We start from the raw sequence: 23,694 nt of genomic DNA on the forward strand, positions 1-23,694 counted from the left end.
CTTGTTTTGACTCCTTTCAACTTAATACTTATCTCTTGTTATATTTCACTTGCAAATGTTGTGCCAATCCCAAATCCCGCTTTCAACTGTAAAAAATGGATTATTTCTCACCAAATACATCCTAATTCCGGACGTCAATCGCAAGAGACTTTATTAAAGCGATTTTAAGCCGTCTTAGTAAAGCAAAACCCGTCTTATTTTAGGATATTCGAAAAACCCTACTCCAATTTGCCTCCCCGGTACGCGCCCAAATAATTCGCGCAATAGAAATCGCGCCCTGCGATGGTCTCCGCTGCTATAATATTGGCCATCATCTGCCTATCCAAAGGATTAATAATTAAGCCGTCTAAGCCTCTCGCTATCGCCATTACTGCAAACGACTGGTTCAATAGTTTCCTGATGGGTAAACCGTAAGAAATGTTTGACAAACCACACATCGTGTGAACCCCTTGGTAAGTCTTCATAATTTTTTCAACCGCTTCTAAAAATTCAACTCCAAAAGCATCTTTTGTAGAAACCGGCTGTACAAGCGGGTCGACATAAATATTATCCAGGGAAATATTATTTTGTACTAAGCCATTGATTAGTTTATCCGCGATGGAGAGCCTTGCATCCGTTGTTTCAGGCATCCCTGCGTCACTCATGCATAAGGCTACAACTTTGTGTTCTGTACCTGCGATCAAAGGTAAGAGAGCTTCGTAGCGTTCTTTCTCTAAAGAAATGGAATTAATCATAGCGATTCCTTTATGTACGGAAAGCGCCTTTTCTATAGCTTTTGGGTCCGGACTATCAATGCAACAGGGAGCACCATCAGTGGCTTCCTGTACAATTTCTACAAGCCAGCTTAGATAGTCGGCCTCCTTACCTACAAAAATTCCAGCGTTAACATCGATATAATCGGCTCCCGCTTCTAATTGATCTACTGCCACTTTTTGAATTGCAGCTTTGTCTTGTGCCTCGATTGCCGGTCGAATGGGTTTACGACTCGCATTGATTAACTCTCCCACTATTATCACGATCAATCACTCCTTTATAAGACTAAGTATTAGCAAGAATTATGCCAACTTGTAAACCGTTAATTATTTGCTCTAGGTCGCCCGAAATGGGAAGAAGATTTGCTATCTTCAGAACAGCTGTCTCAAATTAGGATGAAATCTAAAGAAAACCACCTCAAATAGCTCAATTCACGTTTGTGTCATTTTAGGATATATCTTATCATCTTTGAAACAAGGGAAAAAAAGAACCCACCCCATTGGGTAAGTTCTTTTTATTGTTAAACCTTTCACCTGAAAAGCTATCAATTTCGTCCGTTTTTAATTAAACTGAGCATCTAAACCCATCTCTTTTATTTTTCTATAGAGTGTTGAACGACTCATTCCCAGTGATCTCGCAGCCTTTTCTTTGGCACGGCTACCTGGACCAAACCTATTTATTGCATCAATTAGAGCATTTCTCTCTAAATCAGCTATTGATTGAATTTGCTCTTGGTGTTGTGTGATTGGTACAGTCAGAACATGTTTAATAATTCGATCCGGTAGGTAGTTTACCTCAATAATATTATCTGTACAGATATTAATAGAGTACTCAATGGCATTTTCTAATTCTCGAACATTACCCGGCCAGGGGTATTCGAACATTTTCTTTAGAGCATCATTTGTATATCCTTGGATATTCTTTTCTAGAATCAAATTGTACCTTTCAATGAAACAGTGAATAAGCAACTCCATGTCTTCCTTCCTTTCCCTCAATGGAGGAATATGGAAAGGAAGAACACTCAATCGATAAAATAAGTCACTACGGAACTGGTTAGTCTGTATCATTTCTTCCAAGTTCTTATTCGTAGAAGCGATAACTCGAACATCCACGACTAATGATTTAGTACTACCTACTCGCTCAATTGTAAAGTCTTGAAGTACGCGCAATAGTTTGACTTGTAAATGTAACGGCATGTCACCGATCTCGTCTAACAATATAGTTCCACCATTGGCCAATTCAAATTTCCCGGGTTTGCCCGTGCGTCGTGCTCCTGTGAAAGCTCCTTCTTCATAGCCAAATAACTCACTCTCAAGTAAGCTCTCAGGGATAGACCCGCAATTAAGTGCAATAAAAGGGCCCTTCTTCCGTAGGCTTTCTTGATGTATCGCACGCGCAAAAAGCTCCTTACCCGTACCACTTTCACCCGTGATAAGAACCGTTGAATCTGTTGTCGCTACTCTACACATTTTCTTCTTAATTTCAGTGATTGCTGTACTTTGTCCAAGAATACCATCAAAAGTATACTTGCGTTCTTCCCGCATAACTCGCCCAGCCAGCTTACGCATCTCCCCGATCGAGCGTATAGAAAGAACGAATCCGCTTACCACTTCTCCATACTTTACTTCCGTAATAGTACTCATTAAATGCACTGTTTGATGTCTGTTCTTAAAAAAAATATCTTGCTCTACATAAGGTTTATTCATTTTAAGCAGCATACTCATCGTAATTCCCGAAAAGACTTCTTCGACCTGTCTTCCACTTATTAGATTAGCTTCTACCAAAAGAAGATTTTCGGCAGAGCGGTTAATATGAGTTATTTTGCCATCGTAATCTACAGCCACAATGCCTTCACGTACAGAATTAATCAAGGTGTTAAATTGTTCCGCCGCCTTCTTCGATTCTTTATATAGGGCCATTTCATGAAGTTTCCCTGATATTAATTCAACTAAGTGCTGTAAAAAAGTTTCGAGTTTGGCGCAGTATTTTACGAGATTTTCAGTTTGTGTTTCATCGAAGGCATATAATGAGATTGAACCAATTACCTTATCTCCGAGTTTAATTGGGTACGACAATCCCGCCAATACCTTACAGGTCTCTTTGAGCTCACAATTCTGACACAGATGGTATTTCATCCGACCGGATACCAAATAACTCTTCTGTGTGTATCGTAACTGATAACTTATTGATCCTGAACCATAAATAATTCCAATTTTATCTTTATACTTTCCGGTCCCCGCTATGACTTCTAGGTACTCATCCATAATGGCAATCTCATAATCCAGTACGGCTGCAAATGCATCTGCTACGCTTTGGATATAATCTTGAACTGACTTAAGATTGGATATTGTGACATTTTTCCCCAAGCTATTACCTCCCCGTATCCCCCTGCGACATATATTTAAAGGCAAAACCTTACGTCAAAATTAGGATGTATGGGACATAAACGCCTTAATAGAATTAATATCCTTCATTTTCAAAATATCTATTATTTAATTTTAAACTTTTTGTAACTAAAATCAATATAATTTAAATTTTCCCAATAATTATGAATTTTGATTTGCCTCCGGCTACGAATACGACTATTCTCGATTCAGACATTTCGCTCTGGAGATTGTGCCCCTACTGGGCGCCCAACCAAAAGAAGAAACTACCCGAAATGTAGTCTCTTCTTTTGGTTATTGACTAAAAATAGAAAACCAAGAGATAGCCCATAGCAATAGCAACGGACAGAAGCATTAACGGGAAAGCCAACTTCATAAACCCTAGAAACGATAACTTATATCCATTTTTCTCAGCTAATCCTGCCACGATGACATTAGCCGAAGCTCCAATGATCGTACCGTTTCCACCTAAACAGGCTCCAAGCGACAAGGCCCACCACAGAGGCTCCAAGGCCTGAGGGGACATCCCACCCAGATTCCCCATCTGATGAATCAAAGGTATCATCGTTGCTACAAACGGAATGTTATCAACAAAAGCAGAGGCAATTGCGGATAACCATAGAATTAACATTCCTGTTAGTTTGAAATTCCCTGCTGTGGCTTCCATAGCCCATTTGGCCATTTGGTCGATCAGACCTGTTTCAACGAGTCCACCAACTACAATAAATAAACCCAGAAAGAAGAAAATTGACGGCCATTCGACAGATAAAAGGATATCTTCCGGCTCTTCTCGAGCTATTAACATGAGTAGAGCAGCACCTGTCAAAGCAATAGTTGCCGATTCCAGATGAAAAGCCTGATGGAGAATAAAACCAAGGATCGTCAAGACTAAGATAAATCCACTTTTCTTTAAGAGTGCAATATCTTTTATCTCATCGAGGGGATTGACTTGGACCACCTGAGCTTTGATCTCATCTGTGACTTTAAATTTATTTCTGTAGAGAAAATAAAAAACTACCATGGTGACGATATGAATAACAATAATTATTGGTGTCAGATTTAAAAGGAAATCTACAAAACCCAAGTGTGTCTGACTGCCGATCATGATATTGGGGGGGTCGCCGATTAAAGTAGCTGTTCCTCCAATATTACTGGCTAGAATTTGGCTCATTAGGAACGGTACTGGATTCAAATCCATACTATCGGCAATCGTAAAGGTAATCGGTACAATCAGTAAAACCGTTGTTACATTATCTAAAAAAGCTGAAAGAATCGCCGTAATGGTTGCCAAGGCTATAAGTATCCGAATTGGTTCACCCTTCGCTATCCGGACTGCCTTGACCGCAAGATACTGAAAAACTCCCGTCCGCCGGGTTATGCCAACAATGATCATCATACCGATAAGAAGTCCAAGTGTGTTCCAATCAATATGTTCAATAGCCTTTTCTTGTGAGAGAACTCCCCCTATAATGAGGATCATGCCTCCCAGCAGGGCCGCTATCGCACGGTGAACCTTCTCTGACATAATGAGCATGTAAGTGATAACGAAAACAACTAGAGCAAATGATGCCAAATCCACCCCTCCAATTTTCAATCTAAATTTGTTGATCGTGTGCTTAATCTAGTCTTTATCTGAAATTGAGAATTATTATGCCTTTAAGGGACCGAGCACCTTGGTGCGCGGTCCCTGTAAAAAAGTCATACTTACTCAAAATGAGTCGGCTCGGTAACTGCGATAGCTAAACCATCCAAAGCCTTTTTAACTAAAGCTCTACGAAGCGTATGTTCATCTTCCTTGTTTAGCTTTGGATTTCCCACCGGGTGAGGTATAGCTACAGTCGGAACAATTCTATTCGCACCCACTGACTCGGAAATTGTCGTAATAGTAGCCATATGAACAATAGGAATACCATATCTTTCGATTTCTTTTACGATCGTTGCGCCGCAACGAGTACAGGTCCCTCATGTCGAGGTTAAGATAACACCATCTACACCCGCAGCTTTTAATTCTGCTCCTATCTGTATACCAAATTCCTTCGATTTACTCACTGCCGTTCCAGTTCCAGTCGTCGTATAAAACCAGTTGAAGACCTTTCCAATATATCCTTCGTTTTCAAATTCCTTCAGAATATCAAGGGGAGCAACCCGATCTGGGATTTCATTGGCATAAATCGGGTCATATCCACCGTGAGTGGTATAGAAGTCAGAAGCATCAAGAGCCGCTCTTCCGCCAACATCGTACTTACCCCATTTTTGGGCACTGGCCGACTGAATTTTGTCCGGATTTCCTGCCGGTACGATACCGCCAGAGGTGCACAAAGCAATTGTGGCCTTACTTAAATCATTAATTGGCTCAGCAGGATTAACGACATCAAACACAGGCATCGGCATTTCTGTTTCGAAAGGCTGCTCTTTTAAGCGGGAAAGAAGCATTTCCACAGCCCTTTGTGAACCTCTTTTTTCCACAATGAGAGTCTTTCTCATACCGCGGGCAATATATCCTTCTTTTTCAGGAGACCCAACTTCGATTCCTTTGGCCAATTTACACGCGAGAGCCGCCATCGAGGGTAATGCTTTACGCATTCCGCCAGCGGAATCACTCGTACCGACTACGTAGGCAACCTCTTTGCAGCTAACCAAACCGGGGTTTTCAATATACATACCAGTGACCACCGGGATATTCAACTGTTGAGCAACAGCCTTGGAAATTTCAGAACAGGCTACTCCATATCGCCCGGCATTAAAGGCGGGTCCGGCGACAAACACATCCGGAGCAGCTTCTTTAACCATATTCAATATAATAGGCAGAACATCATTTGTGTTCTCATTGAAGTAGTTATCACCACAGATAATGGTGCCGACAACCGTTCCCTCTCCCTTAAGAAATCCGTCAAAACCTACAGCAGGACCAATCTTTTCCGGTTTAAAATCAGGCGGCATACCAGCTTTATCTTCCCCACCTACTTGACCAAAAAATTGGTTTACGTAGTAAAGGACTTTAAAATTTTCTGACATTAGATAGTCCCCTTTCATTATTAGTTTAATAGAGCCTACAGGTCACATTGTGGAATCCTATTTCTGACGTGGCACCAATCACAGCATTTAATTCACACATCAAAGTACCGTCTTCTAGGAGTGAACCTTCCCAGCCACCGGCCAATACTGCAATAGCCGCCGCATTTCCGATAACCTTATCAGCAGGAAGCAAAGTCACCACGTGACTAACATTTCCACCGGAAACAACGGCTACAGCCTCGGCAGCCGTGTCGGCTAATGGTTGAGACATGCCATCTCTTCCCGCACATTCGTCGGTGATTAATACTGTCTTAATACCGAATTTTTCACACTTTTTGCAAATCATTAAAAGGTCAGAGTCAGGGTTGCCATAGCCTTCTTCGGATACAACCACGGCATCAGCCCCCAGCATTTTTGCGAGCTTCACAGTATAGTCTGAAGCGCGGAGTTTTCCAGCTAAAGTAGTATGTTCGGGGACCATAATAACCCCTAAAAAATTAATTTCCTTACCATGTTGGGCATACAGGTCATTAATTACGGAATTAGTTTGATGCTGGTACGTAGTAATCTTATCGCATGCAGCAACACAGTTCCCACTGATTACAGCATTATCTAATTCCTCATTGGGATGAAGCAAGGCAGGTAGAATCGCCGATTCATTAACTCCGTAAATATACGTATCGTGAAGTAATCCTTGTGTAATATTCATCTCTGCATAAACAACTTTTGGTAAGTTCGGATATTTTGCTGTTTCTTCAAAAATGTTACCCGTTTCATAGGTGAGCACTTCATCTGGAGTTATATCCTTTCCTACCAGCCCAACATACTCTGCTGCACGCAGGCCAGCTATCCTAACGGTTTCTTCATGAGTATGGGGATCCAACCCATCTACCACTTGTATATCTACTGTTAAGTTATATGTTTTGGAGAACGGCGTCCACTTAGCCCCTTCTCCCCACATATCAACGACACCTTCCTGAAAGCCTACAATATCTCCAACTGTTACAACCGCAGCTCCGTATAAAATATTGGTTTTACCTTCCCCGCACTGAGCTTGCTTTGACGTAACTCCAGGAAATCCATTATTTCCGCCTTGGACTTTTACCCTAGGCTCAATCACGTCTTTCACCGGAATAATTCTCACTTTTTCGCCTGGCTTTGCAACATCAATTAATATATCTTTAATTCTTTCGTCTTCTTTCAGATATGCTATTAAGCCCTCCTTATCAACCGTCAATACTCCGTCTTTTACTGATGACTCATTGCCTAACTGAATGTCCTTAATGTATATCCGTCCAATTTCCAGTTTCAATACGTTCACCCCCTATTGATTTTCAACCTGTCACCAAGTCGCTGATTGTTCATGTAAAGCCGCTTCCAAAAGTATCAGGTCTATCATCTGATAATCATCATCATTGGCTGTGTCTCTTTTACGAAAATCCATGTGCATCTTGTATTTAATAATGCTATCCTCGATAATCTCAGTAGAGAAAACATCCATTTTCTCCGACTTCTTTCCTAAGATTACGGAGCGAAACGGGGAAAACATCATCCTTAAACTGGCGGCTAATGGGTGACTGATTAGTTCGTATCCTTGATGCACTAAATCTCGAACCTTGATCAATGTCTCTTCTGCGGAACCATCCACAAAAAGTACGTTATCTTTTTTTTCTGCTACTGCCGGGTTATTCGTGATGATCATGTTTTTCATTAAGCACCTACCTTGGAAAATATAATCGAACATATAATGGTTTGCGATATATTTCTTCTACTGGTACCAATTGATCTGTTCTTACAAGTACCCCTTCTCTTTCAGTAACTGTAATCCCTTTTCCTTATCTTCGGAAGCGACCATTACGATAGGTCCGGTACAGCCCATGCCACATTCGGCATAAATGTTTGCTTTCCATAACACCTGAACTGCGTCTTCCAACTGCATCACTTCTACCCCAGGTATAGAATCGGCAACAGGTTTTTTGGGAGGAGGGGTTGCTTCTCCCTCTTCATCTTTACTGCTAGGTGTTACAGTAGCACTAAATGATTTAATTAAATCATTCCAACCGGCTTTCTTAACAGCGGAAAATTCGGCTTTAGCCTTTTCTATCAGATTCCCTTTAGCACAATCTGCAGCATATTTGATGGCTCCAGAAATCACGGGTGCTCCTGATGCTCTAGAAACGATACAAATAATTCGGTCATAATTTTCGCCCACCCCTGGACCATAACCATATCCTACCGCTTCATAATTTCCTCCTGTGCTGAATGCGGAAAATACCTTCATGAAGACATTTCCAGTTAGGCTATCATCCACCATAATATCCGGTACGCCCATGAGTAAGTCGTTACCCCTCATTACTACACCGCCGTCGGCTCTGGAAGATTCCGCAAAATCGATGGGGTATCCACTTTCCTTAAGCTTTTTCAGGGCCCTTTCCACCTGCCGCGCACCTTCAATGTTTAATATGCCGACTGTAGGGTTGTCTTTTCCACAAGCTTTGGCTACAGCAGTACCGTAAACAGTATTCTTAAGCATAGCCGTAACCCGTTCCGTAGCCGACATACCCGTAGTCGTCGACAGAAACATCTCTTTCCCCTTGGCCGGAGTCATTACTTTACCCACCGTAGATACTCCAATAGGGAAATTGTAATGCATAGTTACTGCTGCATCCAGAGTATGGTTTAACAACATGTCATCCATTGTTGTATGAGCTTCTTTTTCATCCAATGCAGGCACTGTTTCCAGTTTAGTTTCCACTCCACTGCCAATAACTACGACTTGAATATCCGGATTCTGTTTCTGAGCCAATTCTGCCCCGTAAACAAGTTCTTTAGGTCCGTGTTCACTGCCCAAAATTGTTAGGCCTACCCTAATTCGTTTGCCAAAATTACCTGTTTCTATAGCTTCAGCCATGTCCTCAAAAACTTCCGCGATAGCTGCACTAATAGGATTTTTGTCCATAATTTCACCTCCCATGGGGACAAGTGTGATGCCTAGATTATTCTTTGCCAAAAGTCTTAGCGAAATCTCGCATTGCTTCGGCTAGCATCACTCGTACTTCTTGTTTGTTAAATCCAGCATCAACAATTCCACTGTTCTTTTCAATAATAAAGGAGACACCATCAAAAAGATTGGTCAACCTTCCTAAGAAAAGGCTCCCTTTACCGATAATCATAGTCCGAGTAATCTTTCCTGACAGGATCATATCTAGTGCATGTCCAATGAAAGGAACCCCAGAAGGAATATGTCCCTGCGTAGGAGCAAATCCTGGCATACCAAAACTGTCAACCGCTTTCTGCAGATCAGCTTTGGCTAATTCCCCTCTTTTTACCCCCAAAGCACTAATCATTTTGTAGTTAGCCATGGGCACATCACCCGCTCCGGCAGGTTCGGTAATTTCAGGGGTTTGTAGTTCTGCTGCATAACGATCAACATCAAGTATTTTATACCCAATCCTGTCTAACGGATCGGCTACTATGGCAGTCATTACGGCCTGAGGCGAGGAACCAGATCCAATTCTATGCCGACCAACTCCATCGGTACGGATCACCGGGCTGACTCCATCGTTTTCTCCTATATGAATGGCAAAGGCTCCCAACATGTCTTCAAGGGCAGGCATTCCCTTTTCGACATGATTCTTAGAATTCATGCCTAATTTTGCCGAAGCACCACCAGCCAGCACCACAATATTCTTGTAAATTCCGGACTGAGCAAGAGCAGCTGCCTCCACAATTGCATGGGCGGGAGCGGCACAGAAGCTACGGGTATCGGAACCTGTGGCATTCACACAGCCACACATCTCTCCGATGGATTTGGCGAAATTACCGCCCCCCCGCTGATTCATGTCACCGCAAGCTTCTTCAGAACACTCAATGATATATTCGACATCTTCAGCTTTTAAATCAGTTTTATTTAGAAGAAGTTGTAACGCAAAAACAGAGGATGCTTTACCCACGAGGTTTTCATACATTACATGGTTTGACAACGCCTCATCAAACTCATGAGCTCTCTTCACACATCCTACTAAATTGCCCTTAAAGAACATTGGCTGCGCTACATGATTATCAACTAATTTCTGAATTTCTTCTGCAGTCCCGGAATTTTTGTCAAGTTTATTAATATCTTTAATAGCTCCCAGAACCGAGTGAGCCACTATTTTTTCTTTCACACCTAACTGAAACTTCTCTTCTAGAACTACCAATTCAAAGACATCAACAATTTTCATTAGGCCAATAAACTCATCTTCCGGTATAATCTCGCCGTACTTTCCGTCACGACTTAAGCCGGAAACTGATTGTTCATACCAGGGACGAGGAACGTTTTTTAATTCATCCGGTGTCATATTTCCAATGTACACCTGGTTCGGAGGATATCCGACCGCCTGTTCAAAACTTCTTAAGTGTTTTGAAAGCTTTACAAGATGTTCTGAGTTAACATCTTTGGCTCGTTCCATGGTTTGGGTAGTACCTTGGTGAACAAGCATGTTATTAGCATGGATCAACCCGTAGGCAGCACCTTTTATAACTGGAAAATTCATGAAATCACCTCCATATTTCAGCAACGGGTAACGGATATACGCAAAAAACTGATATCCATTACCCGTTAACGTGAACTATTACCTCTTAAATACTCCTCAAACCGCCATTTTAACTATTTACGATAGGTCTTTACTTCATCAACAATTTGGCCTACATCAAGAACCATTTCCATCATGCTAATCTGCTCATCATAGACCGTTGCATCAACTTCATCCTTCAGTTCAAAAATGTGGTAGGCTTTGAGTCCCAACGAGACTCCAGCTAATGGGCCAGCAAACGTGGGATCACCAGTAGATACGGTTTCCGCAGCCAGACCGGAAGCTTCTGCTTCCCCGCCCCCTAAAACTACGATTAGATTTTCTTTACCGTATTTCTCCGCAAAACCCATAATACGCGCTTGATTTTCTAGGTCCATTGCTCCAGCCGCAGTTCAAACGAAGCATTCCGTGGTAGAGAATATTACCTCCGCACCGCTTGTTTTCATACATTCTTCGATAGCCGGGCCAGGGATTCCGTCACGGTCTCCAAGAATGGCTACTTTTTTTCCCTTCAACATCTGTGCATTTCTCCTTTCAATAATTTAAGACATCTTTGGTTTTATCTATGCCAGTTCAAGAAGTTTAGCTTCGACATCTTCGATGGAAATTTGCGTGGTCAATTCAGCAACTATTTCTCCATTTCGATAAAAGAGTATCGTTGGTAAACCCAAAACCTTTTGAGACATCGCCAATCTCTTGTTACCATTGGTATCCAGACTGCAGAATTTGGCCTTTTCTTTATGCTTTTCAGCTAATTCATGAACTGCGGGCATTAGAGCTTTACAAGGTTCACATTTTTCACTCCAAAAATCTACGAGTACTAAACTATCCGCTTTTAGAACCTCTTCTTCGAAGTTCTCTTTCGAAAGCGCCAACATTTTATCCCCTCCTTAATATAAACGACGCCAATGATCCCTTTATACCTTATCGCCTCAAACTGTACTTTTTTCCAAATCGTGTATTTCAAGGACTATTTAATGTCCTTCCTTTTCGGCAAGGTATTTTTCTGTGGCAACAGCTGCAATGGCTCCATCACTGGTGGCTGTAACTACCTGTCTAAGAAATTTCACCCGAGCATCGCCAACAGCATATACACCGGACACTGACGTTTCCATCAGTTCATTGGTTACTATATAACCTTGTTCGTCTAGGTTTACTTTGCCTTGTAATATATTAGTTTTTGGGACAGTTCCTACAAAGAAAAACACACCGTTGGTTTCCATTTCAGAAAGCTCCCCGGTTTTTATGTTTTTAACGACAACACTATCCACCAGACCGTCCCCTTTAATCTCTTCAAGGACTGAATTCCAAACCCATTTAATTTTAGGATTAGCGAAGGCCCTTTCCGCACTTGTTTTATTGCATCTTAAGTTTCCTTCATCACGTCTCACAATAAGGGTTACCGTCTCAGCAAATTTAGTCAAGTACATGGCCTCTTCGACGGCTGCATCCCCATTGCCCACGACCACTACATCCAATTCTTCAAAGAAATCGGCATCGCAGGTGGCACAGTAAGATACTCCTTTGCCTCTATGGGAAAGCTCCCCTTTGATATTTAAGGATTTTGGTTCAGACCCAGTGGCAAGAACTAGAGTTTTTGATTGATATTCATGACCACTTTTTGTCTTAACCCGTTTAATATCTCCTCCTAATTCCAACTCAACAACTTCTTCGCGTATAATTTCTGTTCCAAAACTAACCGCGTGCTCAGCCATACTTTCCATTAAAGCTGGGCCTGTCTGACCCCGGGAAAAGCCAGGATAATTCTCTAGTTCCTCCGTCGTAGCCGCTTGGCCCCCTAGCTTCCCTTTTTCTAAAATTCCTGTTTTTAAACGCGATCTAGATCCGTAAATCGCTGCGGCCATCCCGCCCGGGCCACCGCCAACAATAAGAATATCGTAGACCTCAGGCATTCCTGCACCTCCTTCAAGATACTTTGATCATTTGAATCTCTTTAAATTGACGATTTGCACCTTGCACTCTGTCTGGAGTTCATTTATTGCAATTGTTATGCCAACTCCAAACGGTGCTGATAACCTAGTATTTAAGGCTTGATGTCCAAAATTCAAACTCTCTCGTCTCATTTCTGGACGTAAATTTTCAATATCATGAAAATATTGTGATTTTATCCCCCGTTGTATTGTTAAAGAATAGTCTCATTTTAGGACTACTTTATGGCACTAAAAAACCTTAAAAAATTATAAGTTAAAAATAAATTGGAAATGAGCTTTAGTTCACTTTCGGTTTAGCAACCACAAAAGTCCATTTTGGATTTTGTTGATAGGCGGTAATATATCCTACTTTGAGATATTGTTTTTAAAGAACCTCTGAATGCTTATGAAAAGCCTATTTCTATGATCCCATTATAGGATATAACAGTCTCTTTTTAGGATTTTAACACATGAACTGCATTACAGTATTGACTTTTGGTCAGATATCTTTGCACCAAGGTCTAAAAAAGAATACCTCTTCATAAAGAGCGGTGCCTAAGAATTTACAAAATTTATTAAAAGTAAAGACCCCGCCTTTGATGTGGGGTCTTCAGATCGGAACATATTATAATGTAGATTAAATATAAGCTAAACTTTAGACTGTTTTGCCTCCTTGTTTTACGGTTGTTTTAAAATTAGCAACCTTATGAGATTCAATACTTATAAATTCAGTTTTAAATGCCTTTATTAGTGCCACGGCCATCGCAAACATAACTATCATATATGGAAATGCTGCAGCAATAGAGGCAGTCTGTAGCGCACTTAATCCCCCAGCTAGCATTAAAGCAATAGCTACAGCTCCCTCAATCACACCCCAAGTAATCTTCAGCCCAGCTCCAGGGTTTAATTCCCCACCTGAAGTGAACATAGCCATAACAAAGGTTGCCGAGTCAGCAGAGGTAATAAAGAAGATTGCTATGATTAATGTCGTCAGGGTAGTTAGAACTCCAGTTAACGGCATGTACTGGAACATGGCAAAAATGGCTGTACTTGAGTCTTTAGCTGTTTGGGCAGCAATAGTACCCTGATTAAATATTTCAATAAACAGTGCACTATTGCCCATGACCGCCAACCATAGGAAACTCATTACTGTGGGAGCAACTATTACACCCACAATAAACTCTCTTACCGTTCGGCCTCTAGAAATTCGTGCGATGAACGCACCTACAAACGGACCCCAGGCAACCCACCATGCCCAGTAGAAAATGGTCCAGCCTCCTACCCAACCAGGATTAGTATTGAAGGTATCCGCCCAGAAACTCATTTGAACAATATTTTGAAGGTAAGACCCGATAGTTTCGGTCATGCCATTAAGAATAAATCGTGTCGGCCCAACAATTAACGTACAAGCCAAAATCAGAAAAATTATCACCATATTTATGTTACTAAGGAACTTAATTCCTTTTTCAATTCCGGTTACTGCAGATATAATAAATAAGATTGTAATCACTACGATAATAATGATCGTTGTCGTCATACCTGTAGGAAGACCATAGGCGAAATGTAATCCGGTAGCGATCTGCATAGCACCTAATCCCAGTGAAGTAGCAACCCCAAATATCGTTGCGAATACAGACAGAATATCGACTGCTTTACCAATCCAACCATTGACACCTTTTTCGCCAAGTATCGGATAAAGTGAGGAACTCATCGTAGCTGGTAAGCCCTTACGGAACTGAAAATAGGCCATAGATAGCCCTACAACGGCAAAGATCCCCCAAGGATGCAAACCCCAATGGAAAAAGGTATAGCGCATAGCAGTTTGGGCTGATTCAATAGTGGAGGGTGCTCCGAAGGGAGGAGTTGTAAAGTGGTCCATTGGTTCAGCAACTCCCCAGAAAACAAGGCCAATCCCCATGCCAGCTGCAAAGAGCATCGCAAACCAGCTCCAAGTGCTGTGTTCCGGCTTCTCTCCGTCTTTACCCAGGGTAATATTTCCATATTTACTGAACGCAATATACAAAGCAAATACTAAGAAAAAGGTCACACCTAATAAGTAACTCCAGCCAAAATTATCCGTAATGAATTTCTGTACCGCGTTGAAAGTATCGCCCGCTGTTTTAGGCTGAAGCAGGGTCCAGAGAACAAAGACAACCATTATGATCACAGAAATTGAAAAGATGGGACGATCAACTTTGCCAAGAAAACTCCTCTTGTCACTCATTCATAGTTCCTCCCTTAGTCTCTTCTTCATGAGTATTGACCATCTGGGTTCACTTAATCATAGACATCCCCCCTTTAAAATCTGCGTAATATTATTTTTCAGAATAATCAATATTTATTTGCAAGAAGCATGCCAATTTAAGTTAATTAAAGGTCTACCCACTAAATCATTGTTACACATTATTAACTGAGACTTAAAAAAGCTTCCGTGAACTAAATCAAACGGAAGCTTGCCATTGAAAAATCACGCAGCACATTTACTAGATTGCTTTAATGTCAATAGTTAATACCCACGCGTCCTTGGCCAGCGGGTTGCATCGACTTTAAGAAACGCTTTGGTATCGACAAATTTATAGGGATGCAAGGAAAACCATAGTGAAGCTAAAAAGTAGAATAACAGACCAGCCAAAAGATTGACCCAATATCCAAAGTACATCCCGGTTAAGGTTGTTAAAGTCAATACGAGTAATATGATGGCAGGAAACGGGTGCCATGGGGCAACATACCCGTGTTGGATTGAACCCATCGGATACATCTTTCGAAATTTAAACATCATGTAGGCCATAAATAAATAGACTAATAATGCTGACATAATCGAAAATGTAATCACCTGATCCAAAAGTCCAGTAAACCCAAACGCCATCGATATAGGCAATATAAACAATATTGCCCGATACGGAGTTCTATACTTGGGATGAACTGCAGAAAAAGCTTCGGGAATCAAAGTATCTCTAGACATCGAAAACCAAGCTCTGCTAGCATCATTGATGCATCCATTCGCACTGGCCATACAAGCTAAGATTGTGCCAATAAACATAACCATAATAACCCCGGACATTTTTGTAGACAAAGCGGCCTCATATAGAGGGTAGACAGATCTGCCAAGAATTCCAGCCCCTACCAAACCCGAACAAACTTTGCTCCTCGATCAGCAAGGCTAAAATGCTGCTGTATATTGCAAAACTGTACCCACAAATTCTTGCTGTTCCTCAGATACTGTCAAAGATGGGCTTTAAAGAACTTTTTCTAGGCTAGAGTCCTTAACCTATATAAACAAAGAAACTGCTTTAATACAGTTTCTTTGTTTAATGTAAATAGATTTCAAATAAATCATCCAGTCCAACTCTAAGTCGGTAAAGAATAATCCCCATCATTCAACCCAGGGGAGGTTCAATATTGAATTAAATTTTTTGCTCATATAGTTTCTCTCTTAAGTTTGATTTGCCTGGTGGTTCCTATACGTAATGGAACATGTTCAATTTTAACATCCGTATGTTCGAGTCCAAACCATCTCACAGGAGAAACAGTGATGTTCTTTATGCCAAGTTTAAATTGCATGGAGAAAGAACTCAGGAAACAGGAAGAGGCCCTTTTTCCCCAGGAACATGCTTTGTTCCTGTATGATTTAACGAATACTTACCTTGAAGGTGGTACAACAAAGAATACGTCGGCTATGCAAGATCATTCCAAGGAAAAACGAAGCGATTGTCCCTTGGTCACGCTCGCTTTGGTCGTGGATAACCGAGGTTTTCCGATCTTTAGCCAGATTTACAAAGGAAACCAGTCGGAACCTGAGACACTAGACGAGATTCTGAAGCGACTTATGCAGAGGACGAGACCCTTTTTAAGGAGACGCTACCCACCCTTGTGATGGACCGTGGAATTGCTACCAAAAGTAATCTTGAACTTCTCAAGGAAAAGGATTATCCCTATATCGTGGTAGAGATGCGAGCGACTGAAAAGGATTATGTTCAAGAGTTTACCCTTGCTAAGGATACGTTTGACAAAATAGAGGCTGGCTCCAAAGAAGACACTTCTGCCGTCTATGTTAAAAAGATCATGACGGAGGATGCTTGTCGGGTGCTTGGAGTGAAGGACGAAAGCAGAAAAAACGGACGATGGATACCTTAAAGGAAAAACGATTTTTGGAAGATCTGGAACGTCTGAAAGCGTCCGATAGTAAGAAGGGTATTCTCTTGGTCACTAAAGTAGCCGAGCGAGTGGGTCGAATTAAAGAACGTTATCCCTCCATGTCCCAGTACTACGATATATCGCTTGAACTTAATGAAAAACAGAAAAAGGTGGTTAGTCTTTCCTGGGTGAAGTTGCCCAGTCGGGAGAAAAGTGCAACATTAACCGGTTGCTATGTGATGGAAACCAGTCATAGAGATATTGGTGCCCAGGAGATTTGGCGGCTCTATACGACCTTAGTAAAAAGTAGAGGAAGCGTTCCGTGACTTAAAAACCGATTTGGGTTCAGACCGGTTCACGTTAGCCGAGCGAACGGAAGCTCATCTTTTTATATCGGTTCTAGCTTACCACCTGCTCATCCTTATTGAACGTGAGCTTCGGAACAGTGGCGATCATCGTCGATGGTCCACGATCAAGGATGTATATCTAACCCACCAACGAACAACCGTCATCATGACGGACAATAATGACCAAATCCATCACATTCGTTCCTCAGGGGTACCGGAATCCGAACATAAGGAAATTTATCGTTTGTTGAATATAAAAGACCCGCTAAAGAGAAACCAGTCACTGAAGGGTAGAAGGTTATAGTGTCAGAATTAAAATTAAGAAGTGAGACATAACAGGGTTTAAGCCATGTTTAGCGGAAAATTGGGTTAGAAATTTATTTTAAATTGCACAAAGCAAAAGTATGCACTTTCAATGATATCGTTTTATCGCCAAACAAAACACAGAAAGAAGCATACTTTTTTATGATGATTCATAGTACACGTTTCGCCAAGTCTACCAAATTCGCGTCTACCATGGTCCCGGCCCCGCGCTGTATCAGGGCTAGAGCTTCCCCTGGAGTCATTGCCAGACGATAGGGGCGATCTTCGGTCAGTGCTGCGAAAATGTCGGCAATCGACATCAGCCGGGCCCCCTCATCAAGATCCTTCTCCGCCAGGGCAAAGGGATATCCTTTGCCATCAAGACGTTCATGATGATGGGCAGCCCATTCCGCCATCCGAGTTGGAAACCCGGCCTCTGTCAATAAGCGATGCGTATAGTACGTATGCGTTCGGATAATTTCAATTTCAGAAGGGTCAAGTGGCCCCGGTTTATCTAAGACCTTTTTGGGTATAGAAAGCTTACCCAAGTCATGGAGTAAACCTGCCACGTAGATTTCATGCAGTCGATCCTCTTTCCAGCCTAGTCCCCTCGCCAAACGTTGCACGGTTTCAGCCACCGATCGGGAGTGGCGTGCTGTGAACTGGCTCTTCTGGTCGATTAGATCGGCAAACGTGGCTGCTAAGTCATCCGTAAATCCAAGTTCTAATTCACACGTAGCAGGAAGGTGCCACTGTCCGCACAAGAGCCCTAAAGCAATCTGGAGTAGATCTGGTTGTTCAATATCCAACCAAAATGCTTCTTTTTGAGCGACCCGTTTGAACGCTTCGGCAACTTCGGGGTAAAATAATGTCCCGTTTTCCACCGCGATCCATTTTAGAATCTCGTCTCGTTCCTGGCGGCTATGTAGTCTCCGCGGCAAACGAAGATCAACCTTATCGGCTAAGGACAAAATGCGGGCCATCAACGGGACATCTTCGGAAGGCGCACGTAAAGCACTGTGCTTGGGATTTGGAGTTTCATGGTGATACTTGATCGCTCGGGCAAGAATTGAACCCGCCGTGAAACGCTCGACTGCTACCGCTCCCTCAATGCAATGTTTTACCATGATACGCGGGTCCCCATGATACGCTCGGAAACAGCCGAGCGCCCCAATATCATGCAACAGCCCAGCCACCGTAACATGAATTAAATCTTCCTTACTAAGCCCTAAGAACCGCCCCAGACTCATAGCGATATAGGCCACACGTTCTCCGTGCCGATGCCCTAGTGAAACCTGTAATCCCTTTTCGATTTCTTCATCAACTAAACCCAAATCAAGTGCACGAGAGAAACTCCACATCCGGCGGATATAGGAGGCATCTTCAAACAATTTCCTCTCCTCCAATTAAACTTACTCCTTGTTCTAGGGAAGCGAAAGGGACGGTTCTCTTGCTTCCCCTTGTGGAAGCAAGAGAACCGTCCCTTCGCTTCCCCAGACGGTGCACATGAAATGTGCCGTCCACCCCAATCGGTCCTTGTCCCCGTTCTCCGTCCCCCGACCCAGGCCCGGGACGCAGTGTGACACGAGCGCGACGTATTTACGTAAGCAGATTAGCAAACTCCGTGAAAGCGACCGACCCCAGATACGGGGCAGTGCACAAGGAGGTGCACTGCCGCCAATTGCGCCAAGGAGGGTGCATTTGGCGGGGACCCCGCTCCCCAAAGCCGGGAGCTTGAACGGCTAGTTTGCTCTGCGTCGTAACACCGAGCGCTGTGTCACACAAGTCCCTCCCGCAATCCCATTTGGGCCAGTGACGTTGCCGAGTTAGCTACATCCTCAGATGCAGCTCCGATTTGGCTAGCAGTCAAAGATAAGGCGTCGATCTGCTGGGCAATTCCCTGAACTTGCTGGATACTCGAATTAATCGCAGCCATGATTTCTCCGAAGCGGGTCACCACTTCCCCCGCCTCTGCTGCAGCACTTTGCATGGCCCCTGTTGTTTGGGCAATGGACTGGTTCACAGCAATTGTGTTTTGCTTCGTAATTGCAATCAACTCGCTTATCTCTTTGACAGACTGTTCGGAATGGGTAGCGAGCTTCTTGACTTCTTCCGCCACAACTCCAAAGCCTCGGCCGCTGTCTCCTGCGCGCGCTGCTTCAATGGCGGCATTTAACGCTAAAAGATTCGTTTGTGACGCAATTTCCTTAATTACGTCTGTAACAGAGGCAATGCGCGCGGAACTAATGTCAAGTTCAGTCATCTTCCCTTGCATTTGTTCAGTCATACTAGCCAAACTTAAAATCGTCTCGGCAATTTTTTGAATCTTCTGGGCACCCTCTTGCGCCAAGGCATCCACTTGTCGGGAGAATTCGGCAGCTTCAGAAGCATTGTTGGAGATTTGGGCTGTCGCATCATTCATCTCTGCTGCAGAAGCCGCTGTCTCTTCCGAAGTGGCCGCCAAGGCCTGACTAGCCTCATTGACACTGCGCTGCAAGCTATCAATCTCAACCAAGGCTTTCTCTAATTCAGCCTTCTTGTCGATTTCTGTCATATAGGACTGAATGTAACTAGCCATAACAACTTGCTGGTCAAAACTCAAGAGTCTCTGAAAGGCTAAACTGGCACGAATGGCTTGATCCGTTTTTTTACGATAGTGTTTAAAAATCCGCGGTATGATTTCGTCGCAGAAGAACTGATTAGCACTCAAATAGTAAAAGGGTGGTAAATTAATCCGATTATGGACCTCCCCAATCGTAACGCGCCACTGCATGAACTCTTCATCAATCTTATCCGGAAAGAGAGAAAGCAAGTACTTCTTCATGGTAATTTTCAACTTTTCTACCGTTGAAAATTGATCAATAATGGCTTTAAGCCCCGGAAGTGTCATCACATGGGCGTAGAAATTTCGAACAATTTCCTCTGCATCCTTCTCAATAACCAAGTGAACCTCTTTAAGAAGGGCTAACTGTTCAGCATCCATTCTCAATAAGCGAACCGATTCATCTAAGCTAAACTGGTGTAGTTGAATCAACGAAATTCATCCTCTCTCAGTTTCCTATTTCCTTATCTTTGTCCGTAACATAGCTTTTACCCTCAAGTAAAATTCCCAAGGCTGTAAGGACCACGTTTACTGTACAAAAAGAATCGTGCTCATCCGTTGCACAATCATCACAAATGCTTTGCACCTCACTAAAGGCTTCTTGAAGCTCCATGTTTTTATACCGTTCAGAGATTAAAGGCACGCTCCTGAACATCTCCAGAATATCCTCTGGGATCTTATCGTTGAATTTTTCACCCGTCTGAGCGGATAAGCTAAGGAATTCCTTCGCCATAAATAATTGGCAAAGTGCCGAACATTTGCACCCCTGTGCGCAAGATTTATCCATCTTGGAAAAGGCCTTATAGGCACTAAGCTTACTGAATCCTTGAGTCGTCGCCATCTCTCCACTCCTCTGTCACTGTCAACTAGTAATTCCTATTTACTTAATGCTTGTCGTGCTCAGAACTTCTTCGATCGCCTGCTTAAAGCGTTCCAAGCCAGTTTTCTCTAGGACATGATAAAGACGGGCCTTGCTTCCGAGTTCTAGTCCGAATTCCTCGGCCCCTGCCGTATAGGTCTCCAAAATCCGTTTCACAACCGGGATAACCTGGTCTCGAGAAATACCTTTGCGCACCAAAGTCCCATGTTTAGGGTTCATTCCCGATTCTGTGCCGCCGATCCAAAGCGAATATTTGCCACGCGGCTCAGCCATCAATCCAAGATCATGACACTGCACACCCGTACAATTACGTGGACAGCCGGAAATCCCAATTTTAAAATCCCATGGTAAAATCGTAGCGTAAAATTCTTCATCCAGCATCTTAGCAAGTTCTAAGGTATCGCCACGAGAGTTCGGTGAAAACCCCTTGCCGGGACAGGCTGCGATATTACGAACGCTCTTATGTAAATTGGCTACGCGGAGACCAACTGCTTGGAGCTGTTCCAAGGCCGCAGCTACTTTCTCTTTGGGGATAAGGAGCAGCGAGGTCATGCGACGAGTGTTCTTGATAACCCCATCCTCTCCTACAATTTCAGCTAGTACACGTACCTGCTTGCCTGTCAAGATCCCGCCGGGTGAATTCACGATAATCGCCACAATTCCATTGGCTTGTTCGGCAATGGCCCAGTGAATACCACTCTCACATTCCAGGCCCTCACCGGTCCATTGAAAGTTACTGTCTTGTTGAAGTTCAGTCATGAAACCTCTCCTCTACTTTAAAGTAATTATTATTTGTTAACTTCTATACTTATTGAGGAAATCCTGCACTAATATAAAATATTATGTCGCAAAAAAACACCAAAAAAGAGCCCTGATCAATATGACCAAGGCTCTCTTTAAACTAATTTGTATGTTTTTACGTTTAAGCCCTACAAGCTGTAACCCGCTTTACCAATTACGCAGTAATACTTCATCCGGCGCGGCGGCGGGGTATGGGATGGGATACTATACGGGAGAAGGGCTCGATCTCAAGTACTGTTGTTAAAGGTTCAATTGATCCATCCGACAAAACTTCATAAATTTTAACCTCTCCGCCTCCCTTCGTCCACTCGTGGCAACATTCGCCACAGTAATAACGCTCGCGGCCAATTCGGCCGACCTCACGCGAACCACATATTGGGCAACTATTCATGCTTCAAGCCAACTCCTATTTAAGGATTTCCAAGATTATCTACATTATAGCGTAAAACCCTTAACAGTTCCTTAAGAAATTGTGAAGCTTTTGTGTCTATTTCCGCCTACACCCTTCTATACTGTGCTTTTCCGGTTTCATAAAGATTGTTTCCTTCATGGTCAATGATCACCATGACTGGAAAATCCTCTACGACTAGGCGTCGTACCGCTTCCGGTCCCAATTCCGGATAGGCAATCACTTCCGCCGAAACAATGCGCTTTGCAATTAGGGCACCTGCTCCACCAATCGCTCCGAAGTACACCGCACCATGTTTCTTCATCGCTTCAATCACTTCCGAAGAGCGAAGCCCTTTGCCGATCATGCCTGTTAACCCTTTAGCAATCAGCTTGGGTGAATAAGCATCCATCCGTCCGCTCGTCGTTGGTCCAGCCGAGCCAATCACTTGCCCTTCCTTGGCAGGCGTTGGTCCTACGAAATAGATCACTTGATCTTGCAGCTCAAAAGGAAGGTCAAGACCCTGCTCCATTCCCTCGACCATTTTTTTATGGGCTGCATCGCGTCCAGTGTATATCACACCGCTAATCAAGACGTTGTCTCCAGCTTTCAGACCCTTAAGTTTTTCTTGAGTCAGGGGAGTTGCAATTCGGATGGCTTCACTCATTAGCTTTCCCTCCCTTGCAAGGTGATTTCCTTGTGCCGAGTGGCATGGCAACCAATATTTACTGCAACAGGCATGCCTGCAATATGGGTCGGATACACTTCTAAATTGACAGCCAATGCGGTTGTCACGCCGCCGAACCCTTGGGGACCAATACCTAAGCGATTAACACGCTCTAATAACTCTTCCTCAATCTTCGCCAGACGCTCTTCTGGATTATGGTTTCCTACTTCACGCAGTAAGCTCTTTTTGGCTAGAAAAGTGGCCTTTTCCATCGTTCCACCCACGCCGACCCCCACAATAATCGGGGGGCAAGGGTTACCACCCGCTCGATCAACCGTATCCACGACAAATTGCATCGCACCCTCTAAGCCCTCAGAAGGCTTGCACATTTTTAAACCCCCCATGTTTTCACTACCAAACCCTTTGGGTGCCACAACCAAGTGGAGAGAATCCCCCGGAACAATATCATAATGAATCACCGCTGGAGTGTTGTCCCCCGTATTCACTCGCTCAAATGGGTCCTTCACCACGGATTTGCGCAAATATCCTTTATCATACCCACGACGCACACCTTCGTTGATGGCCTCAGTAAGACCCCCACCAACGACGTGCAAATCCTGACCTAGTTCCACAAAAATTACCGCCATCCCAGTATCCTGACACATGGGAACCCTCTCATCGTGCGCAATGTTGGCATTTTCGATAAGACGTTCGAGCACCTCTTGTCCTAAAGGAGAACGTTCCTCCTTTAAAGCCTTTTGAAAACTCGCCATGATGTCTGGACCGAGATCATAATTTGAATCAATACAAAGCTTTTCAACTGCAGAAATAATGTCTTCCGCGAGTAATTCCTTCATTCCATCTGACCTCCCAGTTATAGATTCTAGTTTCTAGAATATTCATGATAATCTAAAT

At 43.1% G+C, this 23,694-nt stretch carries 23 protein-coding genes; 3 read left to right on the forward strand and 20 right to left on the reverse strand.

All coding sequences use genetic code 11. From position 1 onward, the window contains the following. Positions 1–218 precede the first annotated feature (218 nt). From DSOL_RS09290 to DSOL_RS09355, 13 genes are all read right to left on the reverse strand, one after another. A complete protein-coding gene (locus DSOL_RS09290) occupies positions 219–1,016 on the reverse strand; it encodes a methyltetrahydrofolate cobalamin methyltransferase (RefSeq protein WP_075364595.1) in 798 nt (265 codons plus the stop codon). Positions 1,017–1,313: 297 nt separating this feature from the next. Beyond that, on the reverse strand, positions 1,314–3,119 hold the full coding sequence (locus DSOL_RS09295) for a sigma-54 interaction domain-containing protein (protein WP_083642393.1): 1,806 nt from the start codon (positions 3,117–3,119) through the stop codon (positions 1,314–1,316). A 319-nt stretch (positions 3,120–3,438) separates the two neighbouring features. Beyond that, a complete protein-coding gene (locus DSOL_RS09300; protein WP_427854387.1) occupies positions 3,439–4,725 on the reverse strand; it encodes an ArsB/NhaD family transporter in 1,287 nt (428 codons plus the stop codon). A gap of 116 nt (positions 4,726–4,841) precedes the next feature. Further along, entirely contained in the window at positions 4,842–6,170 is a 1,329-nt protein-coding gene (locus DSOL_RS09305; protein ID WP_486598766.1) for a glycine/betaine/sarcosine/D-proline family reductase selenoprotein B, read from the reverse strand. A 7-nt stretch (positions 6,171–6,177) separates the two neighbouring features. Continuing rightward, positions 6,178–7,464 (reverse strand): glycine/sarcosine/betaine reductase component B subunit, encoded by a 1,287-nt coding sequence (locus DSOL_RS09310; protein ID WP_075364597.1) that lies wholly within the window; start codon positions 7,462–7,464, stop codon positions 6,178–6,180. Positions 7,465–7,494: 30 nt separating this feature from the next. Then, complete coding sequence (locus DSOL_RS09315) at positions 7,495–7,863, reverse strand: GrdX family protein (protein WP_075364598.1); 369 nt, start codon at positions 7,861–7,863, stop codon at positions 7,495–7,497. A gap of 81 nt (positions 7,864–7,944) precedes the next feature. Beyond that, positions 7,945–9,111: a glycine/sarcosine/betaine reductase complex component C subunit alpha gene (grdD, locus tag DSOL_RS09320; RefSeq protein ID WP_075364599.1), complete on the reverse strand. Its 1,167-nt coding sequence runs from the start codon at positions 9,109–9,111 to the stop codon at positions 7,945–7,947. A gap of 37 nt (positions 9,112–9,148) precedes the next feature. Then, positions 9,149–10,687 (reverse strand): glycine/sarcosine/betaine reductase complex component C subunit beta, encoded by a 1,539-nt coding sequence (gene grdC, locus DSOL_RS09325; protein WP_075364600.1) that lies wholly within the window; start codon positions 10,685–10,687, stop codon positions 9,149–9,151. Positions 10,688–10,800: 113 nt separating this feature from the next. Next, complete coding sequence (gene grdA / locus DSOL_RS09330; RefSeq protein WP_083642398.1) at positions 10,801–11,244, reverse strand: glycine/sarcosine/betaine reductase complex selenoprotein A; 444 nt, start codon at positions 11,242–11,244, stop codon at positions 10,801–10,803. A gap of 45 nt (positions 11,245–11,289) precedes the next feature. Next, positions 11,290–11,604, reverse strand: coding sequence for a thioredoxin TrxA (trxA, locus tag DSOL_RS09340; protein WP_075364603.1), 315 nt, complete (start codon positions 11,602–11,604; stop codon positions 11,290–11,292). 96 nt (positions 11,605–11,700) lie between these two features. Continuing rightward, positions 11,701–12,639 carry a thioredoxin-disulfide reductase gene (gene trxB, locus DSOL_RS09345; protein WP_075364604.1) on the reverse strand — a complete coding sequence of 313 codons (939 nt, stop codon included), beginning with the start codon at positions 12,637–12,639 and terminating at the stop codon, positions 11,701–11,703. Positions 12,640–13,312: 673 nt separating this feature from the next. Further along, entirely contained in the window at positions 13,313–14,881 is a 1,569-nt protein-coding gene (locus tag DSOL_RS09350; protein ID WP_075364605.1) for a glycine betaine uptake BCCT transporter, read from the reverse strand. A 282-nt stretch (positions 14,882–15,163) separates the two neighbouring features. Further along, the gene (locus tag DSOL_RS09355) at positions 15,164–15,784 is read right to left on the reverse strand and encodes an APC family permease (protein ID WP_282433540.1); all 621 of its coding nucleotides are present in this window, start codon (positions 15,782–15,784) and stop codon (positions 15,164–15,166) included. Positions 15,785–16,189: 405 nt separating this feature from the next. On the opposite strand from DSOL_RS09355, the gene DSOL_RS09360 reads away from it, so the two are divergent. Genes DSOL_RS09360 through DSOL_RS09370 form a run of 3 tightly spaced genes read left to right on the forward strand, consistent with a single transcriptional unit; the run spans position 16,190 to position 17,117 of the window. Continuing rightward, on the forward strand, positions 16,190–16,531 hold the full coding sequence (locus DSOL_RS09360) for a hypothetical protein (protein ID WP_170871477.1): 342 nt from the start codon (positions 16,190–16,192) through the stop codon (positions 16,529–16,531). After that, positions 16,528–16,791 (forward strand): hypothetical protein, encoded by a 264-nt coding sequence (locus tag DSOL_RS09365; RefSeq protein WP_170871478.1) that lies wholly within the window; start codon positions 16,528–16,530, stop codon positions 16,789–16,791. Before DSOL_RS09360 ends, DSOL_RS09365 begins: the two co-directional genes overlap by 4 nt. Beyond that, on the forward strand, positions 16,779–17,117 hold the full coding sequence (locus DSOL_RS09370) for a hypothetical protein (protein WP_075364608.1): 339 nt from the start codon (positions 16,779–16,781) through the stop codon (positions 17,115–17,117). The genes DSOL_RS09365 and DSOL_RS09370 overlap by 13 nt, the downstream gene beginning before the upstream one ends. A 494-nt stretch (positions 17,118–17,611) precedes the next feature. On the opposite strand, the gene DSOL_RS09375 is transcribed toward DSOL_RS09370, so the two are convergent. From DSOL_RS09375 to DSOL_RS09405, 7 genes are all read right to left on the reverse strand, one after another. Then, the gene (locus tag DSOL_RS09375; RefSeq protein WP_139314424.1) at positions 17,612–18,832 is read right to left on the reverse strand and encodes an HD domain-containing phosphohydrolase; all 1,221 of its coding nucleotides are present in this window, start codon (positions 18,830–18,832) and stop codon (positions 17,612–17,614) included. Positions 18,833–19,218: 386 nt separating this feature from the next. Continuing rightward, positions 19,219–20,475 (reverse strand): globin-coupled sensor protein, encoded by a 1,257-nt coding sequence (locus tag DSOL_RS09380; protein WP_075364609.1) that lies wholly within the window; start codon positions 20,473–20,475, stop codon positions 19,219–19,221. A 16-nt stretch (positions 20,476–20,491) separates the two neighbouring features. Further along, a complete protein-coding gene (locus DSOL_RS09385; RefSeq protein ID WP_075364610.1) occupies positions 20,492–20,884 on the reverse strand; it encodes a nitrite reductase in 393 nt (130 codons plus the stop codon). Positions 20,885–20,923: 39 nt separating this feature from the next. Then, positions 20,924–21,682 carry a nitrite reductase gene (locus DSOL_RS09390; RefSeq protein WP_075364611.1) on the reverse strand — a complete coding sequence of 253 codons (759 nt, stop codon included), beginning with the start codon at positions 21,680–21,682 and terminating at the stop codon, positions 20,924–20,926. Positions 21,683–21,893: 211 nt separating this feature from the next. After that, on the reverse strand, positions 21,894–22,115 hold the full coding sequence (locus DSOL_RS09395) for a hypothetical protein (RefSeq protein WP_075364612.1): 222 nt from the start codon (positions 22,113–22,115) through the stop codon (positions 21,894–21,896). A 106-nt stretch (positions 22,116–22,221) separates the two neighbouring features. After that, complete coding sequence (locus DSOL_RS09400; RefSeq protein WP_075364613.1) at positions 22,222–22,779, reverse strand: Fe-S-containing hydro-lyase; 558 nt, start codon at positions 22,777–22,779, stop codon at positions 22,222–22,224. Next, entirely contained in the window at positions 22,779–23,636 is an 858-nt protein-coding gene (locus DSOL_RS09405) for a fumarate hydratase (RefSeq protein ID WP_075364614.1), read from the reverse strand. Before DSOL_RS09405 ends, DSOL_RS09400 begins: the two co-directional genes overlap by 1 nt. Positions 23,637–23,694 lie beyond the last annotated feature (58 nt).

It is taken from the genome of Desulfosporosinus metallidurans (genome assembly GCF_001936615.1).
GTDB classification, from domain to species: Bacteria; Bacillota; Desulfitobacteriia; order Desulfitobacteriales; family Desulfitobacteriaceae; genus Desulfosporosinus; species Desulfosporosinus metallidurans.

What these genes read in the sequence shown, in the direction of transcription:
- grdD (WP_075364599.1), bottom strand. Translation starts at nt 9,111, where the DNA reads ATGGACAAAAATCCTATTAGTGCAGCTATCGCGGAAGTTTTTGAGGAC.
- DSOL_RS09370 (WP_075364608.1), top strand. Translation starts at nt 16,779, where the DNA reads ATGGATACCTTAAAGGAAAAACGATTTTTGGAAGATCTGGAACGTCTG.
- DSOL_RS09400 (WP_075364613.1), bottom strand. Translation starts at nt 22,779, where the DNA reads ATGAGTGAAGCCATCCGAATTGCAACTCCCCTGACTCAAGAAAAACTT.
- trxB (WP_075364604.1), bottom strand. Translation starts at nt 12,639, where the DNA reads ATGCCTGAGGTCTACGATATTCTTATTGTTGGCGGTGGCCCGGGCGGG.
- DSOL_RS09405 (WP_075364614.1), bottom strand. Translation starts at nt 23,636, where the DNA reads ATGAAGGAATTACTCGCGGAAGACATTATTTCTGCAGTTGAAAAGCTT.
- DSOL_RS09360 (WP_170871477.1), top strand. Translation starts at nt 16,190, where the DNA reads ATGTTCTTTATGCCAAGTTTAAATTGCATGGAGAAAGAACTCAGGAAA.
- DSOL_RS09350 (WP_075364605.1), bottom strand. Translation starts at nt 14,881, where the DNA reads ATGAGTGACAAGAGGAGTTTTCTTGGCAAAGTTGATCGTCCCATCTTT.
- DSOL_RS09390 (WP_075364611.1), bottom strand. Translation starts at nt 21,682, where the DNA reads ATGACTGAACTTCAACAAGACAGTAACTTTCAATGGACCGGTGAGGGC.
- DSOL_RS09385 (WP_075364610.1), bottom strand. Translation starts at nt 20,884, where the DNA reads ATGGCGACGACTCAAGGATTCAGTAAGCTTAGTGCCTATAAGGCCTTT.
- trxA (WP_075364603.1), bottom strand. Translation starts at nt 11,604, where the DNA reads ATGTTGGCGCTTTCGAAAGAGAACTTCGAAGAAGAGGTTCTAAAAGCG.
- DSOL_RS09395 (WP_075364612.1), bottom strand. Translation starts at nt 22,115, where the DNA reads ATGAATAGTTGCCCAATATGTGGTTCGCGTGAGGTCGGCCGAATTGGC.
- DSOL_RS09315 (WP_075364598.1), bottom strand. Translation starts at nt 7,863, where the DNA reads ATGAAAAACATGATCATCACGAATAACCCGGCAGTAGCAGAAAAAAAA.
- grdC (WP_075364600.1), bottom strand. Translation starts at nt 10,687, where the DNA reads ATGAATTTTCCAGTTATAAAAGGTGCTGCCTACGGGTTGATCCATGCT.